We start from the raw sequence: 26,010 nt of genomic DNA on the forward strand, positions 1-26,010 counted from the left end.
TCTTAGTCTGCGCTACACCTACCCGACACCCGTACAGATTCCCTGTCCCTGTGCGTACCTCAATCATCCCCCGAACTGGCACCAACCGCATCACCCACAGCGGGAGAAGACCCTCATGTTTCGGACCGAACGCCTTGCGCCGCAAGCGAAACCGCACCCAACTCACGCCACCGCCACCCTCGCCTACCACCAGCCCCGCATCCCGCCAACCGACCCCGGCCCTCCACCCGCCACTCCGTCGCCGCCGCCTGAACATCAACCCCATCGGGCCCCGCCCCGACAACGCGCCCGCCCTCCAATCAGGCCCTCTCGTCGCCGCCGCCTGAACACCAACCCAATCCGTCCTCGCCCCCGGCAACGCACCACCGATTTACCACTCACCCCGTTGTCGCTGCCGCTTTTGACTTTTCACCCACAACAGGCCTCACCTGCACACCGACCGATGCACCCACCGCCAGCGCGCACCAAAAAGCGGGACCCCAGGCCTTGCGGCCTGGGGTCCCGCCTTCTCGGCTCGCTCAGTTCCAGCTCAGCGACTCGCCGCCCGTGGCGATCACGTCTCGGTACCACTCGGCGCTGCGCTTGAGGGTCCGCCTTTGCGTCTCATAGTCGACGCGCACCAGCCCGAACCGCTTCGCGTAGCCCTCGGCCCACTCGAAGTTGTCCAGCAGCGACCACACGAAGTACCCGCGCAGGTTCACGCCCTTCTCGATCGCCCGACCCGCCGCCTTCATGTACCCGTCCAAGTAGTCCACCCGGTCCGCATCGTCCACGGTCCCGTCCGCGCCCACCGCGTCGTCGAACGACGCGCCGCTCTCGGTGATGTACACCGGCAGATCGGTGTAGTCCGCCGAGAGCCGCTCCAGCACCCTCCGCAGGCTGTCGGGCCTGATCTCCCAGTCGAAAGAGGTCACCGGCCCCGACGGCGGCAGCGCCCGGCCCTTCAGGTGCTCGTCGCTCGGGTCGGCCTCGATCACGAAGCGGTGGTAGTGGTTGACGCCCACGAAGTCGAGGGGCGCGGCGATCGTCTCCATGTCCCCGGGCCGCACCGCGTCGAACGCACCGGTGGGCGCGAAGTGGCGCAGCATGTCCTCGGGATAGGAGCCCTTGAACAGCGGGTCGAGGAACAGCCGGTTCCCGCCGCCGTCCGCCAGGCGCGCGGCCTCGCGGTCGGTGGCCGAGTCCGAGGCCGGCTCCACATCGGTCATGATGACCGCCGATCCGACCTTCGCGCCGGGCACCGCGTTCCTGATCGCGGCGACGGCCAGGCCGTGGCCGACGTTCAGGTGGTGCGCCGCCCGCAGCGCCGCCGTGCGGTCCTGGCGGCCGGGGGCGTGGACGCCCACGTGGTAGCCGAGGAACGCCGCGCACCAGGCCTCGTTGATCGGGATCCACTCGTCCACCAGGTCGCCCAGGGCCGCCGCGGTGCGCGCGGCGTAGTCGGCGAAGGCCTCCGCGGTCGCCCGCTCGGGCCAGCCGCCCTCGTCTTCGAGCACCTGCGGCAGGTCCCAGTGGTAGAGCGTCACCGCCGAGCGGATCCCCTTGGCGCGCAGGTCGGCCAGCTGCTCGCGGTAGAACGCGACGGCGGCCGGGTTGAGGTCCCCGCGCCCCCGCGGCTGGAGCCGCGCCCAGGACACCGACATCCGGTAGGCCTTCAGGCCCAGGTCGGCGGCGATCTGGAAGTCCTCGCGCCAGCGGTGGTAGTGGTCGCAGGCGACCGCTCCGGTGTGGCCCTCGAAGGTCCTGCCCGGGGTCGCCGAGAAGGTGTCCCAGATGGAGGGTCCGCGGCCGTCGGCCTCGGCGGCGCCTTCGATCTGGTAGGCCGCTGTCGAAGCGCCCCAAAGGAAGTCGTCGGGGAACGGACTGATCGCGTTCATGTCGTGCTCCTTGCTCGGGTGTTGCCGGGGGTTCGCCGGCCGGTCACTTGTCCACGCCGGTGACGACGATCCCCTGGACGAAGACCCGCTGCGCCACGAGGAAGATCGCGACGGGCAGGGCCAGCGCCAGGAGCGCCGCGGCGAGGATGAGGTGCGGTTCGGAGTTGTAGACGCCGCTGAAGTAGCTCAGGCCCACGCCGATCGGCACGATCTGGCGGTTCCCGGCGAGGTACAGCAGCGGTTCGAAGAAGTCGTTCCAGGCGTAGAAGAAGTGGAAGAGGCTCACGGCGGTCAGGGCCGGGAACGCCTGCGGGATGATCACGCGCACGAAGGTGCGGATCGGCCCGGCCCCGTCGATCCTGGCGGCCTCCTCGAGTTCCTTGGGGATGGTCATGAAGTACTGGCGCAGCAGGAAGACGTTGAAGGCGTTGGCGAACAGGTGCGGGATGATGAGCGGCAGGTAGGTGCCGACCCAGCCCATCTGGAGGAACACCGCGTACTTGGGCACGAGGGTGACCGCCGGGGGCAGCAGGATCGTCGCCAGCAGGAGTCCGAAGAGGATGCCGCGTCCGGGGAAGCGGAACCGCGCGAAGCCGTAGGCGACGAGCGCGGAGGAGACCACGGTGAAGATCACGGTGCTCACCGCGTACAGGAGGGTCCATCCGGTCAGGCGCAGGAACGCGATGGCGTTCCAGGCCTCGGCGAAGTTGCCCCACTGCGGGGAGAGCCCGGAGACCTTGTCGAGGGTGCGCCAGCGCCCGTCCCATTCGATGGGTCCGGCGCCGGGCGCTTCGGGGTCGATGAAGACGCTGGATTCGCGGCCGGGCTGGATGAGCGCGAGTTCGCGGACCTCGCCGTCGGGCATGGGCACGCTGTAGACGTCGTATTCCTTGCCTTCGTATTCGAAGGTCTCGGCGGCGACGGGGAGGATCGGGGTGTTGGGGTCGGAGACGCCGTCCTTGTCTTTGAGCGCGGTGGCGGCGCCGTAGCCGAGGGGCATGAGGAAGAGCAGGGCGAGCAGGAGCGCGCCGAGGGTGGTGCAGCCGCCGAGGAGGAGGTTGCGGCGCTTGCGCCGGATGGCGGCCTCGGTGGGCGCGGGCTTGCGCTCGGGCTCCTCGGTCTCCAGGAGGGGGTTGGCTTCGAGCACGTTCACGAGCGCTCCGTTCCGTAGTGGACCCAGTAGCGGGCGGTGCCGAAGAGCACGCCGGTGAGGGCCGCGACGACCAGGAAGATGAACCAGGCGAGGGCCGCGCCGTAGCCCATGTCGCCGAAGACGAAGGCCTGCTGGTAGAAGTGCACGAGCAGGAACCGGCTGGCGCCGTCGGGGCGGCCGGTGGCGCCGAAGAGGACCCAGGGCACGACGAAGTACTGCATGATCAGCACCGAGCCGATGACCAGGTTGTAGAACATGACCGGCGACAGCAGCGGCAGGGTGATGCTGCGCAGTCGCCGCCACCAGCCGGCGCCGTCGATCGCGGCGGCCTCGTACAGCTCGGTGGGGATGCCCTGGAGTCCGGCGAGGTTGATCATCATGGCGTTGCCGATGCCCCACAGGCCGATGAAGCTGAAGGCGAACAGGACCAGGACGGGGTTGTCGAACCAGCGGATGCCCTCGGCGCCGGTGGCGTTGACGCCGGTGAGGCCGATGATCCGGTTGACCCAGCCGGTCTGGGGGTTGAGGACCTGCTGCCAGATGAGGATGCCGGCGACGAGCGGGACCATCGAGGGCATGTAGAACAGGAGCCGGAAGAACCCGGCGGCCCTGAGGTGGCGCGAGTTGAGCAGCAGGGCCAGGCCGAGGGCGACGACCAGGCTCAGCGGCAGGAACAGCACGGTGAGGCGGAAGGTCGCGGCCAGTGCGGTCCACGTGTTGGGGTCGGACAGGGCCCGTTCCCAGTTGCTGGTGCCGACGAAGCTGGTGGCGCCGGGGTCGGTGAGTTGGAAGTCGAGGGTGGAGAAGACGAGCGAGGCGCCGATGGGCACGGCCCAGAACAGGACGAAGCCGATGATCCAGGGGGCGATGAAGGCGTAGCCCCAGCGGGCTTCGCGGCGTTGCATCGGGCTGGCGGGGCGGGTGGGGCGGGCACCTCGCCGCCTCCGGGCGGTGAGCACCGCTTGGGTGAAGTCGGACATGTGGGGGGTTCCTCCCTTTCGGAGCGCCGTCTCGGCGGGGTGCCGGGCGGGCCTGCGCGCCCGCCCGGCTGAGTTCGGTCCGGGGTCGAGTCGCGGTCGAATCGCTATCGAGTCGCGGTCGAGATCGGGCCGACGGTGGCGCTTCGGTCAGGCGGTGTCGAAGACCGCTTGCAGGTCGGCTTGGAGCGCTTCGAGTTCGGCGGCGATGTCGAGGCCGCCCTCCTGTGTGAAGCGGGTGGCGTACTCGGCGATGACCGCCTCGGATTCGAGGAAGTTCGGCATGGCGCCCTCGTGGGAGGGGTTGTCGACGTAGGACATGCCTTCGACGGCGGTGTCCCAGTTGATGTCCTGGCCTTCGAAGTTGGCGGCGCTGACGCGGTCGAAGTAGCCGTCCTGGAGGCTGATGCGGGCGGGCATCCCGCCGTAGGTGGTGGTGAGCTCCTCGGCGGCCTCGTCGATGAGGTAGGTCAGCACCTCGAAGGCCTCGTCGGGGTGGTCGGTGCTCTTGGTGATGGAGAAGGTGTCGGCGTGGAGCTTCGCGGTGGTGGTGCCGTCGTGGGAGGGGACGGCGGCGGTGTCCCAGGAGCCTTCGAAGCCGGCCATGCAGCAGGTGGCGTACCACAGGTGGGTGTTGCCCATGGCGAGGTTGCCGGACTCGAACCAGGAGCCGGCGTTGAGCATGTCGGAGTCGCCGTAGGGACCGTTGGGGATGAAGTGGTCGGTCCACATGCCGTCGTAGTACCACTGCTGGGCCTCGGCCCAGGCCTCGGGGATCTGGGCGTTGCCGTCGGCGTCGACGAAGCTGCCGGCGCCGAAGAGGGTGGACTGGGCGCGGATGTCGGCGAAGATGTTGCCGAAGCCGAACTGGACGATGTTGCCGGTGTCGAAGTTCGGGTCGGTGGCGTCGTTGCCGTCGGCGTCGACGGTGAGCTGCTTGGCGAGGTCGGTCATGGTGTCGATGTCCCAGGGCCGCTCCTCGCCTTCGGCGTCGACGTAGGGGGCGCCGTACTCCTGGGGCGGGTAGGGCAGTCCGGCCTCGTCGAAGAGGTCGAGGTTGACGTACATGAACGAGGGGAAGACGGCGAAGGGCAGGCCGATCTGGCCCTCTTCCTCGATGCGGTAGAAGTCGACCAGGGCGGGGTCGAAGTCGGTGAGGTCGTAGTCGTTCGACTCGATGTGCGGGGTGAGGTCGAGCCAGGCGCCGGGGAAGGTGGAGCGGCCGCGGATGCCCATGGGGCCCACGATGTCCGGGGCGTCGCCGGTGGCGATCTGGGTGGAGAGGATGTTCGGGGCCTGGTCGGCGTCGACGATCTCAAGGACGAGGGTGATCTCGTTCTGGCTCGCGTTGAAGTCCTCGACGACCTTCTCCTGGGCGGGGATGGTCGGGGCGTCCGAGCCCGCGCCCATGCCGACGAACCAGCGGATCTCGACGCGGTTGGAGGCGCTGGATCCGCCGCCGTCGAGGCAGGCGGCGAGGGTGGTGGTGGCGAGGAGGGCCGCGCCGACGGCTGTGGCGGTGCGGACTGCGGCGTTGCCACGGCCGCGAAGGGGAGGTTTGATCCTCATAGGATGCTCCTAGGTGCAGCCGCCGGGAGAACGCCGGCGGCTTGGGAGGGATTTTCGGAAGGTTCCTTTGTGGTGCTCAGGGGTCAGTGCGGGTCGCAGTGGGCTTCGGTTCGGTGGGGTCCGGGATCGGCCCGGAGGTACGCTGATTTAGACGTACACGACTTATTGATAAGACTTAGATTAAGTAGCTAGACTCAAGCCGTCAATCTCTTCGATATAACGGCATTGTTTCGGACCGATAACAACACGGACTGGTGGACAGATGGAAGCCCCTCGGCACAGGACGACCCGCGATCTCAAGATCGGCAACCGGAGACGGCTGCTGCGGACCCTGTACTTCGACGGCCCCCTCACCCGCCGCGACTTGGCGCCCGCCACGAACCTGAGCACCGCGACGATCAGCAACGTCACCGCCGAGCTGCTCGCCGACGGGGTGCTGCGCGAGGCCGGGAAGGTCGAGTCCGACGGCGGCAGGCCCCAGATCCTCCTGGAGGTCGACCCCGGGCACGCCAGGGTCGTGGGCGTCGACGTCGGCGAGACGCACGTGCGCGTCGAGCTGCTGGACCTCAAGCTCACCGAGCGCGCCAGCGCGCAGCACGCGCTGGCGCCGGGGCGCCACGACCCGGCGACGGTGGTCGAGCACATCGTCGCGGGCGTGAAGTCGGTGCTGGCCGAGGCTGACGGGGTGCCGGTGCTCGGCGTGGGCGTGGGGATGCCGGGGATCATCGAGTACGGGCCCGAGGGCGTCATCCACGCGAAGACGTTCGGGTGGGACGCGGTGCCGTTGGGCCGCATGTTGATGGAGCGGCTGGGGCCGCTGCCGGTCCACGTCGAGAACGGCGCGATGACGATGGGCCAGGCCGAGCTGTGGTTCGGGGCGGGCAAGGGCGCGGACAACGCGGTGATCGCGTTGATCGGTTCGGGGGTCGGCTCGTGCATCGTGGCCGGGGGCGCGCTGTACCGGGGCGCGGGTTCGAGCGCGGGCGAGTGGGGCCACACCACGATGCAGGTGGCCGGGCGCCGGTGCCGGTGCGGGTGCCGGGGGTGCCTGGAGGCCTATGTGGGCGCGGAGGGCATCCTGGACCGCTATCTGGCGTCGGCGGGCGCGGTGGACCTGTCGGGCGGCGGCGAGGAGGCGGCGCTGGAGCGGATCCTCGACGACGAGTCGGCGGCGGCGGTCGCGGTGGTGGACGAGACGGTCGAGTACCTGGGGGCGGGTCTGGCGGACCTGCTGAACCTGTTCAACCCCGAGCTCATCGTCATAGGCGGCTGGGCCGGTCTCATGCTGGCGAAGCGGCGCCTGGAGGACATCGAGGCGGCGGCGGGCGCGTACTCGCTGGGCCAACCGTTCGCGACCGCGAAGATCGTCCCGGGCCACCTGGGCCCCGACGCGGTGGCGAAAGGCGCGGCGACCCTGGTAATCGAGCAGTTCTTGAGAGGCTGAGCCTCAAAAACCGCGTTTCAGGGGCAGCGAACCGGGCGCGCCGTGTCGGCCGCTCGATGCGGCCGCGTAGCAGCGGTTCGAACGTTCGGGACGGCTCCCCGGTTCCTCTGTCGCGCATAGTGATCGGGATCGCACGACTACGTCGCCCGCTGCACCAGTTCGTCGGCTCGGGTGCGGCCTCTTGTTACGTAGTCCTGTGTGAACCGCTTTACGGCGGCTTTGATCTCCGGGTCGGTCTGTGCTTCGGTGGCCGCTTCGAAACAGGTGCGGGCCGCTGCCGCTATCGAGGTGTCGTGGAGGGCGGCCGTGGACGCGCGCAGGTACAGGTCCGCCGCCGAAGCGTTGCGCCACAGCGGCTCCAGTGCCTCGCGGGCCGCCGCGTTCGCGGCCGGGTCGTCGAAGAGGGCCGCGGTGGCGGCTACGGGCACGATCCAGTCGGCGCCCGGCTGCGCGTCGATCATGCGCAGCTCCAGGTAGGCCCCGCGCGGCCGGACCGGCGGGAACAGCGTCGTCAGGTGGTAGTCGAGGTCGTCGGCGGTCGGCCTCCGGTCGCCGGTGCTGCGGATCCAGTCGCGGAACGTCAGGCCCCTCGGCACGGTCCAGCGGCCCGGCCCGCGGATCGCCATGACCCGCGCGTCGAGCGCGTACCGGGCCCAGGCCGCGCGCGGGTCCGGGTCCTCCTGCGCCACAGGGCGGGCACGCGTCGCGTCGATCGCGGTCCACACGTGCTGGCGGGTCGAGCGCCACAGGCTCGGCGCCCCGCGCCGCAGCGGCGAGTTCGCGAACGCGGCGATGAGCACCGGGGCCAGCCGGTGCGCCAGGGTCCAGCGGCCGGCCAGCCCGCGGGGCCCTTCCTCGTCGAGACCGATGTCCACGCAGACCTGGACGGACGCGGTGTTCGCCATCATCCACCGCCCGGCGCGTCCGTCCTGGTCGAACAGCTCTTCCATGGCCTGGTAGCGCGGGGTGCGCAGCACCCTGCGCGGCAGGCGGACCGGGTCGAGCCCGAGCCCGAGGAGTTCGAGGCCCTCGTCGCCGAGGGCCGCCCCGACGCGGGCCCGGTCGGCTTCGAGGGCGTCGAAGCACTCCCGCAGGTCCGCGACGGGCGGCGTGCTCAGTTCGATCGCCCCGCCGGGCTCGAAGCTGAGCCGGGTCCGTCGCGGCAGGGCGTCGCGGACCCCGAGCAGGGCCTTGACCGATTCGGGGTCGATGCGGCGGCGCCGGTCGGTCATGTTCTGCACCAGCCATTCGACCTCCGCTCCCACCTTCGCCGGGACGGTGGGCCGGAAGGCGAGGGCCGCAATGTGCTCGAACGCGGTGTCCTCGGTCAGGGGCGGGGCGGCGGTGCGGTCGCGGAGCGAGGCGTCGGACATGCTGACCTCCAGACTTGGCTGCGCCGGCCCGGGGCGTGCCTTGGGCCGGGCAGGTCGGACCGGTGTCATCCGACCATTTATTCCTATCTGTTCAATAGGATATATAGATATTACGGCCCGCGAGAGCGCCGCGCAACCTCATCGGGGCAGCCAGGCGTCCTCCTCCGCGGCGAGCTCCTTGACGCTGACGGGGAAGTCCCCCGACGCGGCCTGTTCGAGCGAGACCTCGTCGAGAACCGAGCGCACCGCGGCGCGCGCGGCGACCCACAGCCGCGGCAAATTCACCGCGGCCCCTTCGTAACTCGTCTCCTCGGGCCGGCGCCCGCGGACCTCGGACAGGGGACCGTCCACCGCCCGCAGCACCTCCCCCACCGAGATGCGCGCCGGGGGCCGGGCGAGCCGGTAGCCGCCCTCGACGCCGCGGACGCTGTCGACGAGGTGGGCCCGGCGCAGGTCGCCGAGGATCACCTCGGCGAACTTCCTGGGCAACTGCTGCGCCGAGGCGAGCGAGGAGGCGGAGATGGTGCGTGGATGGCCGGTGACGAGGGTGACTGCGATGCGCACGGCGTACTCGCCTCGCGCGGAGACCTGCATTTCACCAGGCTCCCTTCGTTCGTTCTGGGGCTTGTCGAGCAGAGCACTTGAATCCTACTTGATAGATAGGATATGCTTGCGGGGTGAATCGCACCAATGGACCCGCGAGGACCGAATGGACCAAGCGGCGCCACATCGACTACTCGCGCTCGGACTCGGCACTGTGTCGACCGGGCGACGCCGCCGGTCCCGTCTGAGCCGCAAGGCGATCGGACGATCCCGCCAGAGCGATCGGACCCGCGCCCACCCGCGCGACCGACGACGCCGCCCGCCCCGGAACTCCCACCGAAACCCGAACGCGAAGGCGCAGCCATGACTCCCGTCCAGACCCGCACCCGTCCTCCGGTCCTCCGCCGCTCCGGCACCGCGACCATCACCGTCACCGTCGAGATCCCGGCCGACGACCCGCGCCTGGCGCGGCGGCTCACCTCCGCGCTGAGCGTCCTCGCCCAGCAGGGCGGCCGCGTCGCGGTCACCTCCGACGGCGTGCCCTCCCCCGCGCTCGAGGCCCCCGATCCCACGTACCAGGCCGAGCGCAAGCCCACACTCGTCATCGACGTGCCCGGCCGCGAGGTCACCATCCACGGCGAGGCGATCCCGTTGACCCGCTTGGAGTTCGAGCTGCTGGCCTTCCTCGCCCGGTACCCGGGGATGGTCCACACGCGGACCGAGCTGCTCCAGTACGTGTGGGACACCCCCGACACCGGTCTGCCCGGGCGCACCGTGGACGTCCACGTGCGACGGCTGCGCGCCAAGCTCGCGGAGTTCGACGCGCTGGTCGCGACCGTGCGCGGGGTCGGCTACCGCTTCACGCGCAGCCGGGACGTGGAGTACCGCATCGGCTCGGGGGCGAACCCCGCCGAGGATCGGCTTCTCAGCATCTAAGAATTCCTAGTAATTCCATAGGATTACTGTTAATGTAGATGTCATGAAGTCCGCCGGCTACCTGACGCGGCGGCGCGAGATCGATCAGATGCGCGCCGCCAGCGCACTCTGTCCTCTTCGAATGCCACGGCCTGGCCGGCAGGCCAGGCTCTAGGTCCCCGCGACCTCAAGACCCACCGCGAGCGCGGTCGGGCCGCGCGGCTCCATGGCGGAGTCCGCCGCCCGACCCCCACGCCCGGCGCCCCCACCCGGGGCCCCCGGGCCGCTTTCCCAAGGGCCGCTTCAGGCCCGCCCTCCCGCTTCAGCGCGCCCGACGATGGGCGCGCCCTCGCACGCTACCCATCGATAGGACTCCATCGTGACCGCCAGCATCAACGTGACCACTGTGGTCGGCAACCCGAAGCGCCTGTCCCGCACCCTGACCACCGCCGAGGCCCTGGGCGCGGCCCTCGCCTCCGGGCTGGGCCGCGAGCCGCGCGCCGCCTCGGTCGACCTCGCCGAGCTGTACCTCGCCGGCATCGAGCCGCCGCACGACGGCTTCGAGCACGCCCACGGGCTGATCCGGGAGGGCGACCTCCTCATCATCGGCACCCCGGTCTACAAGGGCAGCTACACCGGCCTGCTCAAGCTCTTCCTCGACCAGCTGCCGCCCAAGGTGCTCGCGGGGACGGTGACCGTGCCGGTCACCGTGGCCGCCTCGCCCGAGCACCGGCTGCTGGCCGACCTCCAGCTGCGGCCGGTCCTGGCCGAGCTGGGGGCGCGCGTGCCGGTCCCCTCGCTCACGCTCATCGAGAGCGAGCTGCCGGAGCTCGAATCGCGCATCGGCGCCTGGACCGAGGCGAACCTGACCGATCTCGCCGACGCGCTCGCGTTCGGCCGCAAGCCGATCGGAGCCGCGGTATGAGCGCGCCGGCGACGAGCACTGAACGCCCGGTCGGGGTCGCCCCGGCGGACTTCCGGGCCCTGTTCCGGGCCCACCCTGCGGGCGTCACGGTGGTGTGCGCCGACGCCGGGTCCGGGCCCTCGGGCTTCACCGCCACCTCGCTGACCTCGGTCTCGCTCGACCCGCCGCTGGTCTCGTTCGCGATCGCGACCGGGTCCTCGGCGTGGCCGGCGATCCGCGACGCCGCGAGCATCACCGTGAACTTCCTGTCCGCCGACCAGCACGAGATCGCGACCCGGTTCGCCACCAGCGGGATCGACCGCTTCGGCGGCCCGACCCTGTGGTCGCGGCTGGAGACCGGCGAGCCGGTCCTCGACAACGCCCCGGCGTTCCTGCGGGCGGTCGTCACCGACCGCATCGAGGCCGGGGACCACCACCTCGTGCTCGCGCTGGTCGCCGACGCCGAGACCGGCGGCTCCCACGAGCCGCTGGTCTACCACGCGGGCGGCTACTGCGCCGCCGCCCCCCTCGACTAAATCTCCCCATCGAAGCTTCTCACCGATACCCTTCCGAAAGGCCAATTCCGATGCCACCCACAGCAACCCGACGCAATCTCCTTATAGGATCCTCAGCAGTGGCCGCACTGGCGCTCGCCGCGTGCTCCGAGGAGCCCACCGGTCCGGCCCTCGCCGCCGACGCCGCTCTGCCGACCGCGGTGCCCGACGGCACCAAGATCGTCATCGGCGACCCGGCTCAGCAGCTCTCGTTCGAACTCTCCGGTCTGGCGAAGCTTCTCGAGTTCGAGGTCGAGTGGGCCAACATCTCCGGCGGCCCCAAGTCCGCCGAGGCCTTCCGCGCCAAGTCGCTCGACCTCAGCTCGGTGGCGGACATTCCGCCGATCCACACGAACTGGACCGGTCTGCCGACGCGGATCGTGGCCGCCTCCGGCCGCAAGGACCCGCTCGGGCACCCGATCTACGACCTCGGGGTCACCCCCGGCGCCGACATCACCTCACTTGAGGACCTGCGCGGGCACCGGATCGCCTACTCCCCCGGGCAGGCCCAGGGCGCGCTGATCCTGCGGGTCCTCAACGCCGCCGGCCTGAGCCAGGACGACGTGGAGCTGGTGGAGCTGCCGAGCACCGCCGACGTCTACACCAACGCCCTCGCCGGCGGCGAGGTCGACGTGGCGCCCATCGGCGGCACACAGGTGAAGGTCTACATCAACAAGTACGGCGTCGACGGCGCCACCACGATCCCGCACGGCCTCCGGGACGATCCGGGCGTGCTGTACGCGCCGGTGGAGGTGCTGGAGGACGCGGACAAGGCCGCGGCCATCGCCCAGTACGTGCGCCTGTGGGGCGCGGCGCGGCTCTGGGCCAAGGCGAACCCCGAGGAGTGGATCAACGCCTGGTACGTCGACCACGAGGGGCTGTCCTACGAGGACGGCGAGTACCTCGTCGAGCGCGAGGGCGAACTGGACTTCCCCGAGAACTGGGACGAGACCATCGAGCGCCACCAGGAGACCATCGAGGTCGTCGCCGACGGGACCGGCTATCCGGTCCTCGACGCCGAGGACCTCTACGACCGCAGGTTCGAATCCCTCGTCACCGAGGGCATCGCCGAATACGGAGAGGGAGGCGCGGCATGACCGCCGTCGACACCGAGACCCGCGAGACCGGCAGCGGCGCCTCGCCGCCCGCGAGCCACGACGAGGCCGCCAGCGGCCGCGCCTCCAAGCCCCGCGGCAAGCGCCGCCTCGGACCGGGCAAGGCCATCCCGTTCGGCTACCTCGTCGGCCCGCTCCTGCTCCTGGGCATCTGGGCCTGGGGTTCGGCGCAGGGCTGGATCGACCCGCGCATCCTCTCGGCCCCGTGGACGGTCGCGGCCACCGGCTGGGACCTGTGGGAGTCCGGCCGCCTCGGCCCCGACCTGCTCGTGTCGGCCCGCCGCTTCGCGCTGGGCCTGACCATCGGGGTGCTCGTGGGCCTCGTGCTCGCGATCGCGTCGGGACTGAGCCGCTGGGGCGAGGCCATCGTGGACGGTCCCGTGCAGATCAAGCGGTCCATCCCCAACCTCGCGCTGCTGCCGCTCCTGCTGCTGTGGTTCGGCATCGACGAGCGCATGAAGATCATCACGATCGTGCTCGGCGTGCTCATCCCGATCTACATCCACACCCACAACGGCCTGCGCTCGATCGACGGGCGCTACGCCGAACTGGCCGAGACGCTGCGGCTGAGCCAGGGGGCCTTCATCGGCCGCGTGGTCCTGCCCGGGGCGCTCCCGGGGTTCCTGCTGGGGATGCGCTTCGCCGTGACCTCCTCGTGGCTGTCGCTGGTGGTGGTCGAACAGGTCAACGCCACCAGCGGCATCGGGTACATGATGCTGCTGGCCGGGACGTACGGGCAGACCGACATCATCATCGTCGGCCTCGTCCTCTACGCCCTGCTGGGCCTGGGCTCCGACACCATCGTCCGCTTGATCCAGAGGAGGGCCCTGTCATGGCGACGCACGCTGGAGGACTGACCGCGACCACCGCGGCCGTCCACATCCGGGACCTGCACCGCAGCTTCACCGACGAGAGCCCGGTCTTGACCGGACTCGACCTCGACATCGAGGCGGGCGAGTTCGTGGCGCTCCTGGGCCGCTCGGGCTCGGGCAAGTCCACCCTCCTCAGGGCGCTCGCCGGGCTCGACCAGGACGCCTTCGGGACCGGTGAGATCACCGTGCCCCACCAGGTGTCGGTGGTCTTCCAGGACTCGCGGCTGCTGCCGTGGCAGCGGGTCCTCAGCAACGTCGTCCTCGGTCTCGAAGGCGGCGGCGCGAAGGCCCGCGGCAAGGAGGCCCTGGCCGAGGTCGGCTTGGCCGGGCGCGAACGGGCCTGGCCCCGGGAGCTGTCCGGCGGCGAGCAGCAGCGCGTGGCCCTGGCCCGCTCGCTGGTGCGCGAACCCGAGCTGCTGCTGGCCGACGAGCCCTTCGGCGCGCTCGACGCGCTGACCCGCATCAAGATGCACGGGCTCCTGCGGGCCCTGTACGAGCGGCACCGCCCGGCGGTCCTGCTCGTCACCCACGACGTGGACGAGGCGATCGTCCTCGCCGACCGGGTGCTCGTGCTCGACGCCGGGAAGGTGGCGAGCGAGGTCCGGATCGAGCTCGAAGGCCACCGCGACCCGTCCGATCCGCGCTTCGCGGCCATCCGCACCGAACTGCTCGCCGCCCTCGGCCTCGCCGGCGGCGTCGAGATCACCCAGGAGGAATCATGAGCAACGAGCCCAGGCCCCTGCACCTCAACGCTTTCCTGATGAGCACCGGCCACCACGAGTCCTCGTGGCGGCTGCCGGAGTCCGACCCGTACTCGTCGATCTCGATCAAGCACTACACGAACCTGGCGCAGATCGCCGAGCGCGGGAAGCTCGACTCGATCTTCTTCGCCGACTCGCCGACGCTGTGGGGCACCATCGGACGGCGCCCGTCCGGTTCGCTGGAGCCGACCGTGGTCCTGGCGGCCATCGCTGCGCAGACCGAGCACATCGGCCTCATCGCGACCGCCTCGACGACGTACAACGAGCCGTACAACCTGGCGCGGCGCTTCGCGTCGGTCGACCACCTCTCGGGTGGCCGGGCCGGCTGGAACATCGTGACGACCGCGACGCTCGACGCGGCCCGGAACTTCAACCTGTCGGAGCTGCCGAACCACGCGGCCCGCTACGCCAGGGCCGAGGAGTTCCTCCAGGTCGCCAAGAAGCTCTGGGACTCCTGGGACGACGCGGCGATCCTGGCCGACAAGGAGTCGGGGCTCTGGGGCGACGACACCCGGCTCTACCCGGCCGACCACGAGGGCGAGCACTTCCAGGTGGCCGGGGCGCTCAACGTGCCGCGCTCGCCGCAGGGGCACCCGCTGCTGGTGCAGGCCGGGTCCTCCGAGGACGGGAAGGCCTTCGCGGCCAACCACGCCGAGGCGATCTTCACCGCGCAGCAGACCCTCGAGGAGGCCCAGGCGTTCTACGCCGACATCAAGCGGCGGGCGAAGGAGGCCGGGAGGGACCCCGACGGGGTGCTGGTGCTGCCGGGCATCGTCCCGGTGCTCGGCGCGACCGAGGCCGAGGCGCGGGAGCTGGAGGCCGAGCTGGACCGGCTCATCGTCCCCAAGTACGCGCTCAAGAACCTCGCGCGGACGCTCAAGCTCGACCCGTCCGAACTGGACCTCGACAAGGAACTGCCCGAGCACCTGCCGACCGAGGACGAGATCGAGGGCGCCAAGAGCCGCTTCACGCTCATCGTGGACCTGGCCCGGCGCGAGCGCCTGACGGTGCGCCAGCTCATCGGGCGCCTCGGCGGCGGCCGCGGCCACCGCACCTTCACCGGCACGCCCGAGCAGGTCGCCGACGCGATCTTCGAGTGGTTCGACGGCGACGAGAACGGCCGCGCCGCGGACGGGTTCAACATCATGCCCGCGGTGCTGCCCTCGGGCCTGGAGGCCTTCGTGGACCAGGTCGTCCCGATCCTCCAGGAGCGCGGGCGCTTCCGCACCGAGTACACCGGCACCACGCTCCGCGATCACTACGGCCTCGCCAGGCCGGAGAACCCGCGGCGGCGCGAGGCGCTGGAGTCGGCGGTCAAGGGCGTCCTCGCCCACGCCCGCTGAATCCGGTCCGGTCTTCGGCGCCGGCGCCTCCCCCGCCGGTGCCGAAGGCACCCTCGGTCGCGGTTTCGCGGTCCGAGCCGGGTGCCGAAGGCACCCATGCAAATCGGTACAGAACCGTCCCGCCTGTCGGAACGGTCGTGAGACGGCAAGCGTTTTGCGAGCCAGAACACGTTTTCCGTGCCCAATCTTTGAGACCCGGGTTGCCCCGGCACTCGGGTCACCCCTAGAATTCCCATCAGTTTGATCGAATATATCGAACTACTGGGAATGACACCTTACAACGTAGAGAGAATCCCCCATGAGCACAGCCAGCCAGTCCCCCCTCAATCGGCGCAGCATCATCGCGGCCGCTGGCGCGGCCCTCACCGCCGCGCCGATCCTGGCCGCCTGCGGCAACGACGACGACGTCTCGGCGGCCGACGCCGACAGCTCGACCGCCAGCGGCACCATCCGCCTGGGCTACTTCGGGAACATCACCCACGCCCCGGCCCTCGTGGGCCTCGAAGGCGGGGTCTTCGAGGACACCCTGCCCGAGGCCGTCACGATCGAGACCGAGGTCTTCAACGCCGGGCCCTCGGCGATCGAGGCCCTCTTCAGCGACGCGCTCGACATCTCCTACATCGGACCCAACCCCGCCATCAACGGCTGGGCCCAGTCCGGCGGCCAGGCGCTGCACATCATCGCCGGGTCCACCTCCGGCGGCGCGGGCCTGGTCGTCAAGCCCGAGATCACCGAGGTCGAGGACCTCGTCGGCACCGCCCTGGCCACCCCGCAACTGGGCAACACCCAGGACGTCGCGGCCCGCTACTGGCTCAAGCAGCAGGGCTACGAGACCGACCAGAGCGGCGGCGGCGACGTCTCGGTCACCCCCATCGACAACGCCGAGGTCGCGGCCGCGTTCGACGCGGGCACGGTGCAGTCGGCGTGGGCCGTCGAGCCGCGCTACTCGCAGCTGCTCCTCAACCACGGCGGCGTCGAGTTCCTCAACGAGCGCGAGCTGTGGGAGGGCGGCGAGTTCGTCACCACCCACATCATCGTCTCCACCACCTTCCTCAACGAGCAGCCCGCGCTGGTCAAGGCCTTCCTGGAAGCCCACGTGGCGGCCCTCGACTACATCGCCGAGAACCCCGCCGAGGCCGAGACGATCGCCAACGACCACCTCGAAGAGCTCTCGGGGAACCGCCTCGACGACGAGATCGTCAGCGCGGCCTTCGCAAACCTGACCTTCACCGCCGACCCGGTCGCCGGCTCCCTCGGCGGGAGCAAGGACCACGCGGTCGAGGTCGGGCTCCTCGAAGAGGTGGACCTCAAGGGCATCTACAAGCTCGACGCGCTCAACGAGATCCTCGCCGAGCGCGGCGACGCCGAAGTCTCGGCGGGTGACCTGGCGTGAGCCCGTCCCCCACGGTGAAGCCCGGCGGCACCGCCGAGCGGACCCGTGACACCGCCCCGGGTTCCCCGGCCGTCGCGCTGACCGACGTGGTCAAGCGCTACGGCCGGGGCCCGGGCGCCGTCACGGCCCTCGACGGGGTCTCACTCAGCGTCGCGCACGGCAGCTTCACCTGCCTGCTCGGCGCCTCCGGCTGCGGCAAGAGCACCCTGCTCTCGCTCGTGGCCGGACTCGACGACATCACCGCCGGATCGATCGACGAGGTCGACCGCCCGGTGGCCATGATGTTCCAGGAGTCCGCGCTGTTCCCGTGGCTCACCGTCTCGGGCAACGTCGAGATCGCCCTGCGCGTGAAGGGCGTCGGTCGGGCTGAACGACGCCGGCGCGCCGCGGAGCTACTGGAGACGGTGCGGCTCAACGGGTTCGAGCACAAGCGCCCGCACGAGCTCTCGGGCGGGATGCGGCAGCGCGTGGCGCTGGCGCGGGCCCTGGCGCAGGAGGCCTCGGTGCTGCTCATGGACGAGCCCTTCGGGGCCCTGGACGCGATGACCCGCGACATCCTCCACGACGAGCTGGAGCGGATCTGGCGCGAGCGGAACCTGACGGTCCTGTTCGTGACGCACAACGTGCGCGAGGCGGTGCGCCTGGGCGACCAGGTGGTGCTGCTGAGCTCGCGGCCGGGCCGGGTGCTCCACGTCTACGACGTGGACATGGAGCGCCCCCGCCGGATCGACTCGACCCCGGTGGCGCAGTTGGCCGCCGAGATCACCGACGCGCTGCGCGAGGAGGTGGCGCGCCATGGCGACTGAGACGAGGACGCCGGCCGCCGAGGAGGAGGACCGGGCGGGCCGCCTGGCCTCGGGCCTGGACGAGCTGGAGCGCACGCCGGTCACCGAGACCCGCTGGGGGCGCTTCGCGACCCGGCTGTGGGCCGGGACCTGGCCGAAGGTCCTGGCGCTGGTGCTGGTCATCGGGATCTGGCAGTTGCTGTTCTTCCTGGAGGTCAAGCCCGCTTGGGTGCTTCCGGCGCCGTTGACGGTGTGGCAGGACCTGTCGGATTTCGTCGTCACCGAGGACTACCGGCGGGCCATCCTGATCACGATGCAGCGGGCGCTGACCGGATTCGCGCTGTCGGTGCTCATCGGGTCGGTGCTGGGCATCGCGGTGGCGCGGTTCAAGCCGCTGCGGGCGGCGATCGGTTCGCTCATCACCGGGCTCCAGACGATGCCCTCGATCATGTGGTTCCCGTTGGCGATCCTGCTGTTCCAGATCTCGGAGTCCACGATCATGTTCGTGGTGATCCTGGGGGCGGTGCCCTCGATCGCGAACGGGATCATCTCGGGGATCGACTACGTGCCCCCGGCGTACAAGCGGGTCGGGGCGGTGCTGGGCATGAAGGGCCTCCAGCTGTACCGGCACGTCATCCTCCCGGCGACGCTGCCCTCGTTCGTCTCGGGGCTGAAGCAGGGCTGGGCGTTCGCGTGGCGCTCGCTCATGGCGGGCGAGCTGCTGGTCATCGTGGCCGGGCAGGGTTCGATCGGCGCGCTCATGCAGGGCGCGCGGGAGTTCAACAACGCCCCGCGGGTGCTGACGTGGATCATCACGGTCCTGGTCATCGGCATCCTGGTGGACGCGTTCTTCCGCGCCGCCGACAACCGCATCCGCCGGACCTGGGGCCTGGCCCAATCGGATTGACGGCCCGCCAAGGCCGTCGGCACCAGAGTTCCTCAAAGACACAACCGCACAGAGTTTTCCCCCGCCGGGATTCGTTCCGCACCTTCGTCCCCGGCGGGGGGATCCCCCTAAGAACGAAATCACTCGGGGCACATCATGACCACAATTCCTATTAAAAAAGTAGGACAACTAGATATTCGGGCGGCGACGGCGCGGCTGCGCCTCGACCGCCTCCGCATCCTCATCGGACCGGTGGTCCTGGTCGCGGTGTGGCAGATCGGCTCGGCCACGGGCCTCATCCCCGAGCAGACGCTCGCGGCCCCCTCCACGGTGATCAGCGCCGCGGGCGGGCTCATCGAGACCGGCCGCCTCCAGGAGCACCTGCTGGTGTCCCTCGGCCGGGCCGCCACCGGGCTGACCCTCGGCGTCCTCATCGGCGCGGTCCTCGCGATCGTGGCCGGGCTCTTCCGCCTCGGCGAGGACCTCATCGACGGTCCCATGCAGATCCTCCGCGCCATCCCCGCGCTCGCCCTCGTGCCCCTCGCGATCGTGTGGTTCGGCATCGGCGAGGAGGTCAAGATCTTCCTGGTGGTCTTCGCGACCGCCTTCCCCGTGTACGTCAACACGCACGCCGCGATCCGGGGCCTGGACCCGCGCTTCGGCGAACTCGCCCGCACCGCCGAACTCGGCAAGTTCGCCCTGGTGCGCAAGGTGATCCTGCCGGGGGCGCTCCCGGGGTTCTTCACGGGCCTGCGCTTCGCGACCGCCATCTCGTGGCTGGTCCTGGTCGTGTCCGAGCAGATCAACGCCACCAGCGGGATCGGCTACCTCATGACCCAGGCCCGCAGCTTCGCGCAGACCGACATCATCGTGGTCGGCCTCGTCGTCTACGGCCTGTTGGGCCTCATCTCGGACCGGCTCGTCCGCTTCACCGAAGGGAGGGTCCTGCCGTGGCGACGGACCTTCGAAGCCCGCTGAACCTCGAAGCGCCCGCGGCCGTCGCGGTCCGGGGGCTCGACAAGTCCTTCGGGAAGCAGCACGTCCTCAGGGGCGTGGACCTCGACATGGCACCCGGTGAGTTCGTGGCGCTGCTCGGGCGCTCGGGATCGGGCAAGTCGACGCTGCTGCGCGTCCTCGCGCGCCTCGACACCGAGTACACCGGCGAGGCCTCGGTGCCCGAGCGACGCGCCGTCGCGTTCCAGGACGCCCGGCTGCTGCCGTGGAAGCGGGTCCTCGACAACGTGCTGCTGGGACAGAGCGGCAAGGCCGCACGGGAGCGGGGCGTCGACACGCTCGCCGAGGTCGGGTTGGCCGACAAGGCGAAGGCCTGGCCGCACACGCTTTCGGGCGGCGAGGGCCAGCGGGCCGCCCTGGCGCGGGCGCTGGTGCGCGAACCGGAGCTGCTGCTGCTCGACGAGCCGTTCGGGGCGCTCGACGCCTTGACCCGCTTGAAGATGCACGCGCTGCTGCGCCGGCTCTGGGCGGTCCACCGGCCGTCGGTCCTCCTGGTCACCCACGACGTGGACGAGGCGATCGTGCTCGCCGACCGGGTGCTGGTGCTGACCGAGGGCCGCATCTCGCTCGACGTGGGCGTCGAGCTGCCCGAGGCGAACCCGCGCCGCTCCCCCGAGTTCGCCGACCTGCGCGACCGCCTCCTGGGCGAGCTCGGCGTCAGCGAATCCGAACGTTAACGAAGGCAGGACAAGGTATGAGCATTCCCGAGCACGCCCGCGGCTACGACGGCTTCGAGGGCGCCGTGGGCCGCACCAGCGCCGAGTCGACCCCGTGGTGGCCCGAGGAGCCGACCGCCCCGGCCGGGGCGCCGAACATCATCGTGGTGCTCCTCGACGACATGGGCTACAGCGACATCGGCCCGTTCGGGTCCGAGATCGACACGCCGAACCTCGACCGGCTCGCCGAGCACGGGGTGCGGCTCCAGAACTACCACACCACGCCGGTGTGCTCCCCCGCCCGCGCGGCGCTGCTGACAGGCCTGAACCCGCACCGGGCCGGGTACGGCTCGGTCGCCAACGGCGACCCGGGCTACCCGGGGCTGCGGCTGGAACTGGCCGACGACGTGCTGAGCCTCCCGGAGGCGCTGCGCGCCAACGGGTACGCGACGTACGCGATCGGCAAGTGGCACCTGGCGCGGGACGCGAACCTGGCGCCGGGCCGCACCAGGGACTCCTGGCCGCTCCAGAGGGGCTTCGACCGGTACTACGGCTCGCTCGAAGGTTTGAACTCGTTCTTCCACCCCAACCAGCTCACCGTCGACAACGGACCGTCGCCGGTCGAGGAGTACCCGGAGGGGTACTACCTCACCGACGACCTCACCGACCAGGCCGTCGAGCGGATCAAGGAACTGCGCTCGCACGACCCGGAGAAGCCCTTCTTCCTGTACTTCGCGCACGTGGCGATGCACGGGCCGCTCCAGGCCAAGGCCGAGGACATCGAGAAGTACCGCGGGAAGTACGCCGAGGGCTGGGACGCCCTGCGCGAGCGGCGCTTCGCGAAGCAGCTCGCCGACGGCCTGTTCCCCGAGGGCACCCGGCAGGCCCCGCCGAACGCCGAGCCCGGCTTCGAGGTCCCGGCCTGGGACGAGCTCAGCGACGAGGAGCGCGACCGCTTCGCCCGCTACCAGGAGGTGTACGCGGCGATGGTCGACAGCGTCGACCAGTCCCTGGGCCGCATCCTCGACACCGTCGAGGCGCTCGGCGAACTCGACAACACCATCGTGGTGTTCACCTCCGACAACGGCGGCACCGCCGAGGGCGGCCCGGCCGGCACGCGCTCGTACTTCTCGCAGTTCGTGCACCACCCGGTGCCCGCGGACTGGGAGCGGGACGTGGCCCACGACCCGGCGCTCATCGGCTCGGCCAAACTCGGCGTGCACTACCCGAGGGGCTGGGCGCAGACCTCGAACACGCCGTTCCGGTTCTACAAGGGGCAGACGTTCGCCGGCGGGGTGCGCGTGCCGTTCATCGTGTCCTGGCCCGCCGGGCTCCAGCGCGAGGACGGCGACGACGGCATCCGGGACCAGTACGGGTACGTCACCGACGTCTTCCCCACGATCCTCGAACTCGCCGGGCTCCAGGCGCCGGCCCGGCGCGGCGGGCGCGACGCGCAGGACCGCGACGGCGTGAGCCTCGCCGAAGTCCTGCGCAAGAAGGAGCTGGCGAGCCCGCACACCGAGCAGTACGCCGAGTTCGGCGGCCACCGCGGCTACTACAAGGACGGGTGGAAGCTCAACACGCTCCACAAGCCCGGGGCGGCCTTCGACGACACCGAGTGGCAGCTGTTCGACACCCGCACCGACCCGACCGAACTCGACGACGTCTCGGAGCGGTTCCCCGACGTCGCGAGGGAACTGGCCGAGGCGTGGGAGCACGCGGCCTGGCGCAACACGGTCTTCCCGCTCCAGACCGGGCGCGGGCTCGGCCCGGGCGCCAGGCGCCCCTCCGACGAGCGCTTCTCAAGGCCCGTGCGGATCCTGCCCGGCTCGCCGGTGCTGGAGCGGCACCGCTCGGCCGCGCTCGTGCAGTACCGGTCCTTCACCGTGGACGTCGAACTCGCCGACGACGGCGGCGACGGCGTCCTGACCGCCCACGGCGACCCTCAAGGCGGGTACGTGCTCTACCTGGAGGATGGCCGGGTCCGCTTCGGCTACAACCAGTACGGGCGCACCACCGTGATCGACGGCGGCGACGTCCCCGCCGGGACGCGCCGCATCCGCCTCCAGGCGCGGTCGACCGCGAAGCTCCAGTGGGACTTCACGATCGGCCTCGGCGACGGCCGGGGCGAGCCCGCGGCCGTGGCGCAGCTGCCGGGCCGGTTCCAGCTCGTGGGCCTGTCCCCGTGGACGGGCATCTCGGTCGGGCGCGACGCGCGCGGACCGGTCCTGTGGGACCTGTACGAGCGCCGCGGCGCCTTCCCGTTCAACGGCGAACTCGACGCCGTCACCTACACCCCGGGGCCGTTCTCCTTCGGCCCCGAGCAGATCCAGGCGATCCGGCGCGAAGCCGAACTCATCGCCGACTGAAGACACGATCCCCATCCCGAAAGGCAATCCGACATGACCACCGCAACCCGCAGAACCCTTCTCGGCGGCGCCGTCGCCGCCCCGCTCGCCGCGCTCGGCCTGACCGCCTGCTCGGACGAGGACGGCGACGCGCTGACCCTGCGGGTCGGTGAACTGGGCGCCGCTCCGGTCACCCAGGAGCTGTTCAAGGCCGCCGGGCTCGACCAGGACCTGCCTTACACCATCGAGTGGAAGCAGTTCGTCAACGCCGGACCGGAGTACATCGAGGCCGCCGGTGCCGAGGCCGTGGACGTCGGCTTCACCGCCGACACCCCGCTGATCTTCGCGGCCTCGAACGGCGTGCCGCTCAAAGCCATCGCCGCGACCACCGTGGACGACCCGTCGACCTCCTTCAACGCGATCCTCGCCGGAGCGGGCACCGGGATCGCCACCGTCGCCGACCTCAAGGGCCGGAAGGTGTCCTTCCAGGAGGGCACCATCACGCAGTACCACGTGGTGAAGGCGCTCGAATCGGCCGGGCTGACGCTCGACGACATCGAGACGGCGAACCTGCCGGTGGTCGACGCCAACACCGCGCTCGCCAACGGCGAGATCGACGCGGTCGCGACGCTGGGGATCTACTGGTCCCAGGCCGAACTCGCCGGGGCGACGCTCGTGGCGACCGGGGCCGACTACTTCCCGAGCATCTCGCTGCTCTCGGCGCGGACGGCGATCGTCGAGGACGAGGCCTACGCCGACGCCCTGGCGGACTATGTGGACCGTTACGGGCGGGCGCAGGAGTGGCGCTACGCGAACATCGAGGCATGGGCGGAGCAGTACGCCGCGCTCACCGGGCTGCCGATCGAGGTCGTGGAGGCCACCGAGACGCGCGCTCCGGTGACGCTGGGGCCGATCACCGAGGAGATTCGCGCCTCCCAGCAGGAGCAGAGCGACGGCTACGCCGCGCTGGGCATCATCGGCGAACTCGACGCCGCCGAGCAGTTCGACGACCGGTTCAACTCCGTCTTCGACGCCTGACACCCCCCGACCGCCCCCACCAGACGGTCGGCGGCGGGGTTCCCGATCAGCTCGCGGGAACCCCGCCGCCGACACCCCGACCACGAAAGCCCGACACCGACACCGAGGAGGGGCAATGCCCACCGCATCGAAATCCTTCGTCGACCCCGAGGCCGCGAGGCAACTGGCCGACGAGCACCAGGCGCTGTTCATCGACGTCCGCACGCCCGGCGAGTTCGCGACCGAACGCGTCGCGGGCTCGCGGAACATCCCGCTGCCGATCGTCAAGGCCGCGCAGGGCGCCCTCGCCGAAGCCGGCGCGCCGCTGATCCTGGTGTGCGCCTCGGGAACCCGCGCCGGCCAGGCGAAGGACCTCCTCGGCGAGGAGACCGGCGTGCCGGTGCACATCCTCGAAGGGGGCCTGAGCGCCTGGAAGGCCGAGGGCGCGCCGGTCGAGTCCTCGGGCCGGCGGGTGTGGGGCATGGAGCGCCAGGTCCGCCTGGCCGCGGGCGGCCTCGTGATCGCCTTCGTGGCGCTGAGCCTCGCGTGGGAGCCGCTGAAGTGGCTGGCGGCCGCGATCGGCGCAGGACTCGCGGTCGCGGCGATCACCGACACCTGCGCCATGGCGCGGGTGCTCGCGTTCCTGCCGTGGAACCGCAAGGCGGCCTGAACCGCCGGCGCGCCGAGCGTGAACGCCGGTGCAAGCGCAGGTGAACGGTGTGAAGTGCCGCGTCAGACGTGGTTCGCGCCCGCGCGCTCGGCTACGGTTGCGGCGGTGCCGTCCGGGCGCCGCCGATGCTCTCCGACGGAAGGTGCGCCGTGATCTACAGCCTCTTCGACTCCGCTGCCGCCTATGAGGTGACCGAGGCCGATCAGGCCGGGCCGGTGCCGCCGATCGAGGCGGTCCTGTTCGACTTCAGCAACACCATCTTCAAGCTCATCGACGTCGAAACCTGGCTGCGCCGAATCGAGTCGGCGACGGGCCGCGAACTCGGCCCCGGGCTGGTGGAGAAGACCGCCGAGCAGCTCGGCGAGGCCTACCGGGTCCCGGAGGTCGCCGAGGCCCAGATCGGGCGCGACGAGTCGCCGACGAAGCACCGCATCGCCATGTTCGAGTGGTTCCGGCGCATCGACTACCTTCAGGGCGTCGAGGAGACCGCGTACGAGCTCATCGCCGCACCCGACGCGTGGGTGCCCTATCCGGACACCGAGCCGCTGCTGCGCGAGCTGCGCCGCCGCGGGATCAAGACCGGGATCGTCTCCGACTTCGCGTGGGACGTCGGCGTGCACATGGCGCACCACGGCCTCGACGACCTCATCGACGTGCGCGTCCACTCGTTCCAGTTCGAGACGGAGAAACCCGACCCGGTGCTGTTCCGCGCCGCGTGCGAGCAGCTCGACGTGGACCCGCGCGCCGCGCTCATGGTGGGCGACAACCCGGCCAAGGACGGCGGCGCGGCCGCCTCCGGCCTGCGCGCGTTCATCCTGCCCGGGGAGGCGCGCACCGGCGAGCGGGGCCTCGCGCACGTCCTGGGCTTCCTCGACTGAACCTCAGGCCCTGATCGCGAGCGGGACCCGCAGCGCTCCGATGAGGACGCCTACCGCGGCCAGAGCGGCGAGGCCGGGCCATACGGGAGTGCCCGGGCCGCCTTCGATCGCGCTGAGGACCGGACCGGCGGCCGCGGCAAGGAGTGCGGCCGCCGCCGACAGCGCGTACCTCGCCCAGGCCGGGACGAGCGGTTCGAACACGGCCAGCGCGAGCATCGCGAACGCGAAGAGGTTGGCGGCCGGAACGGCCGTGGCCTGGCCCGCGGCGTAGCCGTGGCCGCCGATCGGCGGCCACGCGGATTCGGGCAGTGCGGCGGCGAGTGCCAGCGCGGCGAGGGCGTAGAGGATCGCCGCGGCGAGGCCGGTCAGGAGGCGGCGGCGCAGTCCGGTGGTGAGGGTCGTTGGCATGGGTGCTCCTTCGAGCGGATTAGTTGTATTAATACAACTGTTGTACCCGCGCGGAGCATTGGTTGTCAAGTGACAACTGCTGTAGGGTGGAGCGCATGTCGAGTCGGGACCGCCGGGCCGTGGAGGCCGTCGAGCGCGCCTTGGTGCGCATCAGGCGCGACCAGCAGGCGCGGCGGCTGCACGCGCGCGCCGAGGGATCGGGCAGGGCGACGGCGGCGAACGCGGCCAGGTTCCGCTACCTGGACGCGCTCGACGCCGAGGGCCGGACCATCTCGGCGGTCGCCGAGGCGATCGGGGTCGACCGTCCGCGGGCGAGCCGGCTGACGACCGAGTTGGCCGGTGAGGGCCTGATCGAGCGCGAGACGGACGCGGGCGATTCGCGGTACAGCCTGGTGCGGTTGACCGAGTCGGGGCGCGAGCTCGTGCGGTCGGCCCGCGAGGGCCGCCGCCGAGCGGTGGCCGAGGCGCTGGAGGGGTTCTCGCCCGAGGAGGCCGAGGTCTTCGCCTCGCTGCTGGAGCGGTTCGTGGAGGCGTGGCCCCGCGGCGAGCGGTAAG

At 70.9% G+C, this 26,010-nt stretch carries 25 protein-coding genes; 18 read left to right on the forward strand and 7 right to left on the reverse strand.

Annotation, left to right across the window (positions count from 1 at the left end; all coding sequences use genetic code 11):
- Positions 1 to 518: 518 nt before the first annotated feature.
- The 4 genes from IF12_RS0114240 to IF12_RS0114255 form a co-directional block, all read right to left on the reverse strand.
- A complete protein-coding gene (locus IF12_RS0114240; protein ID WP_030159392.1) occupies positions 519 to 1,877 on the reverse strand; it encodes a GH1 family beta-glucosidase in 1,359 nt (452 codons plus the stop codon).
- A gap of 43 nt (positions 1,878 to 1,920) precedes the next feature.
- A complete protein-coding gene (locus tag IF12_RS0114245) occupies positions 1,921 to 3,030 on the reverse strand; it encodes a carbohydrate ABC transporter permease (protein ID WP_197034728.1) in 1,110 nt (369 codons plus the stop codon).
- Positions 3,027 to 4,010 carry a carbohydrate ABC transporter permease gene (locus IF12_RS0114250; protein ID WP_030159398.1) on the reverse strand — a complete coding sequence of 328 codons (984 nt, stop codon included), beginning with the start codon at positions 4,008 to 4,010 and terminating at the stop codon, positions 3,027 to 3,029. Before IF12_RS0114250 ends, IF12_RS0114245 begins: the two co-directional genes overlap by 4 nt.
- Before the next feature lie 147 nt (positions 4,011 to 4,157).
- Entirely contained in the window at positions 4,158 to 5,576 is a 1,419-nt protein-coding gene (locus IF12_RS0114255; protein WP_081913604.1) for an extracellular solute-binding protein, read from the reverse strand.
- A 262-nt stretch (positions 5,577 to 5,838) separates the two neighbouring features.
- On the opposite strand from IF12_RS0114255, the gene IF12_RS0114260 reads away from it, so the two are divergent.
- Positions 5,839 to 7,020: an ROK family transcriptional regulator gene (locus IF12_RS0114260; RefSeq protein ID WP_030159401.1), complete on the forward strand. Its 1,182-nt coding sequence runs from the start codon at positions 5,839 to 5,841 to the stop codon at positions 7,018 to 7,020.
- 137 nt (positions 7,021 to 7,157) lie between these two features.
- Here IF12_RS0114260 and egtA read toward each other — a convergent pair whose 3' ends face one another.
- The gene (egtA, locus tag IF12_RS0114265; RefSeq protein ID WP_030159403.1) at positions 7,158 to 8,393 is read right to left on the reverse strand and encodes an ergothioneine biosynthesis glutamate--cysteine ligase EgtA; all 1,236 of its coding nucleotides are present in this window, start codon (positions 8,391 to 8,393) and stop codon (positions 7,158 to 7,160) included.
- Between the two features lie 138 nt (positions 8,394 to 8,531).
- Complete coding sequence (locus IF12_RS0114270; protein WP_030159406.1) at positions 8,532 to 8,987, reverse strand: Rrf2 family transcriptional regulator; 456 nt, start codon at positions 8,985 to 8,987, stop codon at positions 8,532 to 8,534.
- Between the two features lie 312 nt (positions 8,988 to 9,299).
- On the opposite strand from IF12_RS0114270, the gene IF12_RS24215 reads away from it, so the two are divergent.
- From IF12_RS24215 to IF12_RS23115, 16 genes are all read left to right on the forward strand, one after another.
- Positions 9,300 to 9,872: a winged helix-turn-helix domain-containing protein gene (locus IF12_RS24215; protein WP_051704399.1), complete on the forward strand. Its 573-nt coding sequence runs from the start codon at positions 9,300 to 9,302 to the stop codon at positions 9,870 to 9,872.
- Positions 9,873 to 10,230: 358 nt separating this feature from the next.
- Positions 10,231 to 10,776: an NADPH-dependent FMN reductase gene (locus IF12_RS0114280; RefSeq protein ID WP_051704400.1), complete on the forward strand. Its 546-nt coding sequence runs from the start codon at positions 10,231 to 10,233 to the stop codon at positions 10,774 to 10,776.
- Positions 10,773 to 11,291 carry a flavin reductase family protein gene (locus tag IF12_RS0114285; RefSeq protein ID WP_035749221.1) on the forward strand — a complete coding sequence of 173 codons (519 nt, stop codon included), beginning with the start codon at positions 10,773 to 10,775 and terminating at the stop codon, positions 11,289 to 11,291. The genes IF12_RS0114280 and IF12_RS0114285 overlap by 4 nt, the downstream gene beginning before the upstream one ends.
- A gap of 98 nt (positions 11,292 to 11,389) precedes the next feature.
- On the forward strand, positions 11,390 to 12,406 hold the full coding sequence (locus tag IF12_RS0114290) for an ABC transporter substrate-binding protein (protein WP_197034729.1): 1,017 nt from the start codon (positions 11,390 to 11,392) through the stop codon (positions 12,404 to 12,406).
- Positions 12,403 to 13,281, forward strand: a complete 879-nt coding sequence (locus IF12_RS0114295) for an ABC transporter permease (protein ID WP_030159418.1) — start codon at positions 12,403 to 12,405, stop codon at positions 13,279 to 13,281. The genes IF12_RS0114290 and IF12_RS0114295 overlap by 4 nt, the downstream gene beginning before the upstream one ends.
- Complete coding sequence (locus tag IF12_RS0114300) at positions 13,257 to 14,018, forward strand: ABC transporter ATP-binding protein (RefSeq protein ID WP_030159421.1); 762 nt, start codon at positions 13,257 to 13,259, stop codon at positions 14,016 to 14,018. The genes IF12_RS0114295 and IF12_RS0114300 overlap by 25 nt, the downstream gene beginning before the upstream one ends.
- Positions 14,015 to 15,400, forward strand: coding sequence for an LLM class flavin-dependent oxidoreductase (locus IF12_RS0114305; RefSeq protein ID WP_035749155.1), 1,386 nt, complete (start codon positions 14,015 to 14,017; stop codon positions 15,398 to 15,400). The genes IF12_RS0114300 and IF12_RS0114305 overlap by 4 nt, the downstream gene beginning before the upstream one ends.
- Positions 15,401 to 15,698: 298 nt before the next feature.
- The gene (locus IF12_RS0114310; protein WP_030159430.1) at positions 15,699 to 16,793 is read left to right on the forward strand and encodes an ABC transporter substrate-binding protein; all 1,095 of its coding nucleotides are present in this window, start codon (positions 15,699 to 15,701) and stop codon (positions 16,791 to 16,793) included.
- Between the two features lie 14 nt (positions 16,794 to 16,807).
- Positions 16,808 to 17,599 (forward strand): ABC transporter ATP-binding protein, encoded by a 792-nt coding sequence (locus IF12_RS0114315; protein WP_030159432.1) that lies wholly within the window; start codon positions 16,808 to 16,810, stop codon positions 17,597 to 17,599.
- Positions 17,589 to 18,485, forward strand: a complete 897-nt coding sequence (locus IF12_RS0114320) for an ABC transporter permease (protein WP_030159434.1) — start codon at positions 17,589 to 17,591, stop codon at positions 18,483 to 18,485. The genes IF12_RS0114315 and IF12_RS0114320 overlap by 11 nt, the downstream gene beginning before the upstream one ends.
- Positions 18,486 to 18,620: 135 nt before the next feature.
- Complete coding sequence (locus tag IF12_RS25680) at positions 18,621 to 19,442, forward strand: ABC transporter permease (RefSeq protein WP_133884303.1); 822 nt, start codon at positions 18,621 to 18,623, stop codon at positions 19,440 to 19,442.
- Positions 19,415 to 20,155 (forward strand): ABC transporter ATP-binding protein, encoded by a 741-nt coding sequence (locus tag IF12_RS0114330; protein ID WP_197034730.1) that lies wholly within the window; start codon positions 19,415 to 19,417, stop codon positions 20,153 to 20,155. Before IF12_RS25680 ends, IF12_RS0114330 begins: the two co-directional genes overlap by 28 nt.
- A 17-nt stretch (positions 20,156 to 20,172) precedes the next feature.
- Positions 20,173 to 22,503, forward strand: coding sequence for an arylsulfatase (locus IF12_RS0114335; RefSeq protein ID WP_030159440.1), 2,331 nt, complete (start codon positions 20,173 to 20,175; stop codon positions 22,501 to 22,503).
- 33 nt (positions 22,504 to 22,536) lie between these two features.
- Positions 22,537 to 23,520 carry an ABC transporter substrate-binding protein gene (locus IF12_RS0114340; protein WP_051704402.1) on the forward strand — a complete coding sequence of 328 codons (984 nt, stop codon included), beginning with the start codon at positions 22,537 to 22,539 and terminating at the stop codon, positions 23,518 to 23,520.
- 115 nt (positions 23,521 to 23,635) lie between these two features.
- Positions 23,636 to 24,169, forward strand: coding sequence for a rhodanese-like domain-containing protein (locus tag IF12_RS0114345; RefSeq protein WP_051704403.1), 534 nt, complete (start codon positions 23,636 to 23,638; stop codon positions 24,167 to 24,169).
- A gap of 149 nt (positions 24,170 to 24,318) precedes the next feature.
- Entirely contained in the window at positions 24,319 to 25,047 is a 729-nt protein-coding gene (locus tag IF12_RS23115; protein WP_030159446.1) for an HAD family hydrolase, read from the forward strand.
- A 3-nt stretch (positions 25,048 to 25,050) separates the two neighbouring features.
- Here IF12_RS23115 and IF12_RS0114355 read toward each other — a convergent pair whose 3' ends face one another.
- The gene (locus tag IF12_RS0114355; protein WP_030159447.1) at positions 25,051 to 25,455 is read right to left on the reverse strand and encodes a hypothetical protein; all 405 of its coding nucleotides are present in this window, start codon (positions 25,453 to 25,455) and stop codon (positions 25,051 to 25,053) included.
- A 95-nt stretch (positions 25,456 to 25,550) separates the two neighbouring features.
- Here IF12_RS0114355 and IF12_RS27255 point away from each other — a divergent pair, with 95 nt between their 5' ends.
- Positions 25,551 to 26,009, forward strand: coding sequence for a MarR family transcriptional regulator (locus tag IF12_RS27255; protein ID WP_030159448.1), 459 nt, complete (start codon positions 25,551 to 25,553; stop codon positions 26,007 to 26,009).
- Position 26,010: the final 1 nt, after the last annotated feature.

Source organism: Glycomyces sp. NRRL B-16210, assembly GCF_000719515.1.
In the GTDB taxonomy this organism is placed as follows: domain Bacteria; phylum Actinomycetota; class Actinomycetes; order Mycobacteriales; family Micromonosporaceae; genus Glycomyces.